Consider the following 6669-nt stretch of genomic DNA (forward strand, 5'->3'; position numbering starts at 1 on the left):
CAGGGCCAAAATCAGCCACGAAGAGACGATTTTGGGCTGAAAATTGGAAAATTGAGCCACAGGACGTCGATAAAGGACGGTTTGGGGCGTCATATCGGGAGCTGCGGACCACTTAATCGCAACTTCCCTAACAGCAAAACAAATTATGTTGAAATAAATAATGACTATACGTTTAAAGCAACGAAGTCTGATTTAATAAATAAAAACCCAGTAACGGGGATTAGAGCCATTCAAAACAATGATGGCACTGGCAACAGTAAAACGGGCGTTGGTCCGACTGCCCATGTTGCTATTAAGGGAAGTTACAATGCTGATATTACAGCAGCGTATGGTAATGGTGTATATGTTTCCGGGAAAGATTCGGCATCCAGAACTATGCCAGTTGTTGAATTACAGGGCGATACATCAATTACGTTACATGGCGGTGGTAATGCTTTACATATCGGTAAGAAAAATAGATCACTGGGGTCATTCTATGTAATTCGTGACGGTTGGGGGGCTGGTCAAATCAACTTTGGTGAAAACTCTATTGTCAATATTAATCAATCCGATGCACTAGGTGAAGCAATTGTATTAACCTATGGTGGTTCAAAATTAGAAGCAGGTAAGGCAAAAGAGTTTAATGTACGGTCTAAAGACTCAGCAATCCGCGTAGGCAATGATTTTTTAACTAATTCAATTCAAAATTCTACCACTGAAATTTCAGCTAATATTAACAATGCTAATTTCGCAATTTCAGATGACAGTTTAACTGCATCGCTACTTAGAATTGTTGACAATCAAGCGGATGTGAAATTTAATTTCACTGGTGACAAAACTCAGCTGATTGCAGCTAAATCTGGTGCTTTATTACAAGTGGGTAATGCATCAAATATCGATATGGTGGTAAGCGAGGGCAAAGTTCAGGGACTTACCGAAATGGGGACACAGTCATCAATCGACTTAACATTGAATGAAGGTGCTGTATGGCAACTGGCCAAAAATGGCACTGATACTCAGTCAACGTTCACTACCCTGAATCTTAACAACTCCTCTCTCATTGCGCATGACGTTAATCAAGGAAATTCAACGGGAAATAATAATGTTTCCGATTTTACCCTTAAAGGGAATGTACTGGCAAAAAACTCTGAAATAGATATGGCCAATGGTGTAGCCGGAGATAAATTAACCATCGACGGAGATTTTACGACGGGTCGTAACGTATGGCTGATGGACTCATATCTTACCGGAGAAGGTGTAAGTTCAAACAACGGTGGAGATGGTAAATCTTATACGGATACTGTCATCATCACTGGCAATACTATTGATCGTGGGTTCGATTACGTTTGGATTGATAACCTTAATGTGGATAAGCCAACAGGGCAGGAATCACTTGAGCTTATAAAGGTCAATGGTCAATCAGACGGAGAGTTTCTGCTGCAGCGCAGGGTTGTAAAAGGGAACTATGAATACCTTCTGAATAAACATAGCGACGATGGATCCTGGTACCTGGAAAGCTTCGCAATGAAAGGTGAAACCGGTGCAACAGGCGAAACCGGTGCAACTGGAGCGACGGGCGCAACGGGGGCAACTGGCGAAACGGGCGCAACAGGCGAGACGGGGGCAACTGGGGCAACGGGCGGGACAGGAGCAACAGGCGAAACGGGCGCAACAGGTGAGACAGGAGCAACGGGCGCAACAGGTGAGACAGGAGCAACGGGTGCAACAGGCCAGACGGGTGGTCAGGGAGGTGACCGTACCCCTGTGTTACGCCCGGAAAGTGCTAGCTATGCCGCAAATGCCTGGAGTTCCAATCATCTGTTTAATATGACCCTGCATGATCGCATAGGTGAAAGTGGATTAGTGAAAACCACAGCTGATGATGAGCTGGCTTCATCGCTGTGGCTACGCACAACAGGGAAACGAACAGAAAGCAATCGTTCTGGCCAATTAGATACTCGAATTTATGACACTACTGTTGAATTAGGTGGTGATATTGCCCGTTGGGAGACTAACCAACAGCGATACCATTTGGGGCTGATGGCTGGATATGGTAACAGCAACAATAAAACAACCTCTTCAGTAACGGGTTACCAGTCAAAAGGGAAACTTTCAGGTTACAGCGTTGGTATGTATCTCACATGGTTTGAGAATGCCCTCGATAATTCAGGGTGGTATGCCGACAGCTGGTTACGCTGGAATGACTTTAATGCCAGTGTCTCGGGGCATGAGTTAGCCAAAGAGGACTATAAACTTCGTGGCATTACTGGTTCTCTTGAATCTGGTTATGCATGGCGTGTGGCTGAAAATGAGAAAACCAGTTTCTGGCTGACCCCACAGGCCCAGGTGACTTATTTAGGTGTTACCTCTAATGATTTCACAGAAAAAACAGGCACCAGAATTAAGGGAAACAAAGATGCTGTTGAATCGCGTCTGGGTCTGCGGGCCAGCACGATGACCCATACAAGCAGGAGCTTCATTCAGCCGTATGTTGAGCTTAATTACAGAAACCTCAGCCGGTTACAGAGTCCAGAGCTTGATGGGCAACGCGCGGCAGCTATTGGTGGTAAAAATTCTTTTGAAACGAAAGCTGGTATTGAAACAACAATCAGCGATAGTACGAGGATTTGGGCCAATGTATCTTATGCAACAGGGAGTAATGATTTCAATTCATATCAGGGGATGGTCGGCTTCAACGTGAAGTTTTAATTATCGGTGGAAAGAGAAAGGAATCTCTTTCCACATATTGAATGAGCCTGTATCTAAATCTGGTATTGTTGAGTAATCATACTGCTACAGATTTGAAGGATCAGATTGCACATTATCTGATCTTGTATCGCATGCCATATAAACGTCTTCTCAGAGGTGGCCGTCTAAATCGTCTCCGGACACGATAAAAAGGCGGCTCATTTCTTTTTTCAGATTTACCGGGAAATCTTGGTAAGCCAGCCCCCGGGCAGCAACAATCAGCCTGACGGCCTCGCCCTGTTTTTCCAGGGGAAGGGAATCAAAAGCCTGCCGCATTGCTTTGTATGTAAGCGTACAGCGAGAGCCGTATTGACGGGTACGGGTTATTCAGTTTGCAGGGTTACGCGCCATGGTAACAGTTCGCTGACCTGATTGACCGGCCAGTCAGCTATTACGTTGAGCACATGACGGAGATACCTCTCTGGCTCCACGCCGTTCAGTTTGCATGTACCGATCAGGCTGTACAGTAGCGCTCCACGCTCACCACCGTGGTCAGAGCCGAAGAACAGGAAGTTTTTGCGGCCCAGGCTGACCATCCGCAACGCATTTTCAGCGATGTTGTTATCGGCTTCAGCCCAGCCATCGTCTGCATAGTACGTCAGTGCCGGCCACTGGTTCAGTGCGTACGTGAACGCCTTCGCCAGCTCTGAGTGTCGCGACAGGGTTTTCATCTTTTCACGCAGCCAGCTTTCCAGGGATTTCAGTCGCGGTTTCGCTTTCTGCTGACGTTCGCCAAGGCGCTGCTCTGCCGGCATTCCCCTTATTTCAGCCTCGATGGCATACAGTTCGCCGATACGTTTCAGGGCTTCCTCCGTCAGCGCTGATGGCGTGCGAACGTGCACATCATGGATCTTGCGGCGGGCGTGAGCCCAGCAGGCAGCTTCCGTTATCTGTCCATTGCGGTACAGCTCGTTGAACCCGGCATACGCATCCGCCTGCAGCACGCCGCTGAAGTCCGCAAGATGACTCTGCGGGTGGATACCTTTCCTGTCCGGGCTGTAAGCGAACCACACAGCCGGTGCCCGCGCTGACCCGGCGTTGCGGTCATCACGAACGTACGTCCACAGCCGTCCGGTCTTCGTCTTTTTATTACCCGGTAACAGTACCGGGACGGGCGTATCATCGGCATGAAGTTTGCCGTCGCTCAGGACATAGTGCTGGAGGGCTTCATCCAGCGGTGCCAGCAGGCGGCAACACGCATCCACCCAGCCCGACAGCAGTGAGCGACTCAGCTCCACGCCCTGGCGGCCGTATATTTCAGACTGGCGGTACAGCGGTGTGTGCTCGGCATACTTTGAGGTCAGCACACGGCCCAGCAACCCCGGGCCGGCGATACCCCGCTCGATGGGCCGTGAAGGCGCGGCTGCCTGCACTATCGCATCACACTGAGTACAGGCATGTTTTTCACGTACTGTCCGGATAACGCGGAAGGCGCTGCGCATCAGCTCCAGCTGTTCGGCGGCATCTTCACCCAGGTAACTCAGCGAACCACCGCACTCCGGGCAACAGGATTCGGCTGGAAGTATACGCTTTTCATCACGCGGGAGTGATTCGGGGAACGGTCTGCGGGTGCGGGTCTGACGCAGCGAGCGCTGCACTTCCGGGTCATCCACACGACCGGTCAGTGTATCGCTTTCTTTCTGAAGCACCTTCAGGTCAGCTTCCATCTGTGCGATACGACGGGATACTTTTTCGGAACGGCTGCCGAAGTTCATCCGGCGGAGTTTATCCAGTTGCGCCTGCAGGTGGTCTATTTCACGCTCACGGTCGGCCAGCTTTTCCAGCAGGGCGCGGTTCAGCGCTTCCTGTTCGGCAAGCCGCTGTTTCAGCAGAAGGATTTCGTCAGAAGAGGTGTCGTTCATAAGCCCATATTTTACCAGGCTTATTCAGCAACAACCAGGATAAAGAGGCCTACAACATGGTCAGAGATGTCAGCAACCGTTTAGGTTGTCGCCAGTCGATGCCTTCCATCAGCATCGCCAGCTGTGCCGGGGTCAGAAATACTTTGCCATCACGGGCAGAGGGCCAGGCGAAGCGACCACGTTCCAGCCGTTTGGTCAGCAGGCACAGCCCGTCGCCGGTGGACCACAGCAGTTTGATCTGGTTGCCGCTGCGACCCCGGAAGATGAAGACGTGGCCGGACATCGGATCGTCTTTCAGCGCCGTCTGTACTTTTGCGGCAAGACCGTTGAAGCCATTTCTCATATCAGTGGTACCGGCAACCAGCCAGATTTTGGTCCCGGAAGGTAACGGGATCATCGCTTCAGTTCCTGTATCAGCAGAGTCAGAAGCGTTTCGCTGACAGTACCGTTGAGGCGGAGCGTCCCGTGCCTGAACGTTATCTCACAGCTGATACTGAGGGCTTCCGGGCTCTCAGTGGGCGGTTCTGGCTGTACGGCAGCGGCATCGAGAGTCACAGGAAGTAGCTGAGGACTCTCTGAAGAAGGTAATAGCAGCTTTCCCTCGCGCCATTGTTGGCGCCATTTGAACAGCAGATTGGCGTTAATGCCATTTTCAAGCGCAAGTTTTGAAATGGATATTCCTGGTTCGCAGGAGGCAGCAACAAGTTGCTGCTTAAATTCTGGAGAATAATTAGGACAGCCTTTACGTCTGCCGGGAGTCACATTTTTCTGCATATCTGACACTTTGGTTCCCACTACTTATTTGGTGGACACCACTTTGTCTAATTCGTCAGATTCTGACCAGACGGCTCACGCTGTACGCTTACGGCAAAAGTACTGCCGGGCATCAACGTTATCTCTGCTCTCACTGCCGTAAAACATGGCAGCTCACCTTCACTTATGCCGCATCCCAGCCCGGCACACACCAGAAAATCATTGATATGGCTATGAACGGCGTCGGTTGCCGTGCCACCGCACGACTAATGGGCGTGGGCCTCAACACCATTTTGCGCCATTTAAAAAACTCAGGCCGCAGTCAGTAACCTCCCGGATACAGCCGGGAAGTGACATCATCGTCTGTGCGGAGATGGACGAGCAATGGGGTTACGTCGGGGCTAAATCACGTCAGCGCTGGCTGTTTTACGCGTATGACAGGATACGCAGGGCGGTGGTAGCCCACGTTTTCGGTGAACGCACTATAGCCACACTGGAGCGTCTTCTGAACCTGCTGTCAGTTTTTGACGTGGTGCTATGGATGACGGACGGCTGGCCGATGTATGAGTCACGTCTGAAGGGAAAACTGCACGTCATCAGTAAGCGTTACACGCAGCGAATTGAGCGACACAACCTGAATCTGAGACAGCATCTGGCAAGGCTGGGCAGGAAGTCCCTGTCGTTCTCAAAATCAGTGGAACTGCATGACAAAGTCATCGGGCACTATCTGAACATAAAACACTATCAGTAAATTGGAGTCATTACCGGCAATTTGATGGTAGGATTATGGTAGTTTCGAAACACCGTATTTAAGCATTGCTTACATCATATTGCAGCAAACTTAAACATTTTTCTCAAGGCAAACCAGTAAAAAACTGTTAGTGCTGATAGAGCATTTGGTCTTTTTTGAAGGGATTGAAAATCCCCGTGTCCTTGGTTCGATTCCGAGTCCGGGCACCACTATTTAAAGAACCCAGCCTATGGCTGGGTTTTTGCTTTTCTGCGTTTATAAATCCCTTCTTTAGTATTCTTGCTTCTTTTTACCGTGGGATCGTGCGGTCTGCCATGCCCGGTGGCGCTGCGCTTACCGGGCCTACAGGTTTTGTAGGCCGGATAAGGCGAAGCCGTCATCCGGCATGTTTTCTGGCGCACAAAGCAAAAAACCCCGCACCTTTCGGTACGGGGTTCTTCTTGTTTGATGCCTGGCAGTTCCCTACTCTCACATGGGGAGACCCCACACTACCATCGGCGCTACGGCGTTTCACTTCTGAGTTCGGCATGGGGTCAGGTGGGACCACCGCGCTAAAGCCGCCAGGCAAATTCTGTT

At 50.2% G+C, this 6669-nt stretch carries 5 protein-coding genes and 1 rRNA gene; 2 read left to right on the forward strand and 4 right to left on the reverse strand.

What is annotated here, in order from left to right; all coding sequences use genetic code 11:
• A partial coding sequence (locus ACOTXT_RS21990; protein WP_421625454.1) for an autotransporter outer membrane beta-barrel domain-containing protein occupies window positions 1–2688 on the forward strand: 2688 nt, incomplete at its 5' end.
• A 362-nt stretch (window positions 2689–3050) separates the two neighbouring features.
• Here ACOTXT_RS21990 and tnpC read toward each other — a convergent pair.
• Genes tnpC through tnpA form a run of 3 tightly spaced genes read right to left on the reverse strand, consistent with a single transcriptional unit; the run spans window position 3051 to window position 5363 of the window.
• A complete protein-coding gene (gene tnpC, locus ACOTXT_RS21995; RefSeq protein ID WP_114212948.1) occupies window positions 3051–4589 on the reverse strand; it encodes an IS66 family transposase in 1539 nt (512 codons plus the stop codon).
• A 49-nt stretch (window positions 4590–4638) separates the two neighbouring features.
• The gene (gene tnpB / locus ACOTXT_RS22000; RefSeq protein ID WP_114212947.1) at window positions 4639–4986 is read right to left on the reverse strand and encodes an IS66 family insertion sequence element accessory protein TnpB; all 348 of its coding nucleotides are present in this window, start codon (window positions 4984–4986) and stop codon (window positions 4639–4641) included.
• Window positions 4983–5363: an IS66-like element accessory protein TnpA gene (tnpA, locus tag ACOTXT_RS22005; protein WP_114212950.1), complete on the reverse strand. Its 381-nt coding sequence runs from the start codon at window positions 5361–5363 to the stop codon at window positions 4983–4985. The genes tnpB and tnpA overlap by 4 nt, the downstream gene beginning before the upstream one ends.
• 50 nt (window positions 5364–5413) lie before the next feature.
• Between tnpA and ACOTXT_RS22010 the strand changes: the two genes are divergently transcribed.
• Window positions 5414–6093, forward strand: a protein-coding gene (locus ACOTXT_RS22010) for an IS1 family transposase (RefSeq protein ID WP_248188595.1) whose coding sequence is annotated in 2 segments (ribosomal slippage) — window positions 5414–5645 and window positions 5645–6093 — 681 coding nt in all. Because the reading frame shifts where the segments join, the coding sequence is not laid out codon by codon here.
• A gap of 449 nt (window positions 6094–6542) precedes the next feature.
• Here the strand turns inward: ACOTXT_RS22010 and rrf are convergent.
• Window positions 6543–6658, reverse strand: a 5S ribosomal RNA gene (gene rrf, locus ACOTXT_RS22015).
• Window positions 6659–6669: the final 11 nt, after the last annotated feature.

The organism is Enterobacter cloacae complex sp. IR5422 (assembly GCF_049238165.1).
Classification (GTDB): Bacteria; Pseudomonadota; Gammaproteobacteria; order Enterobacterales; family Enterobacteriaceae; genus Enterobacter; species Enterobacter roggenkampii.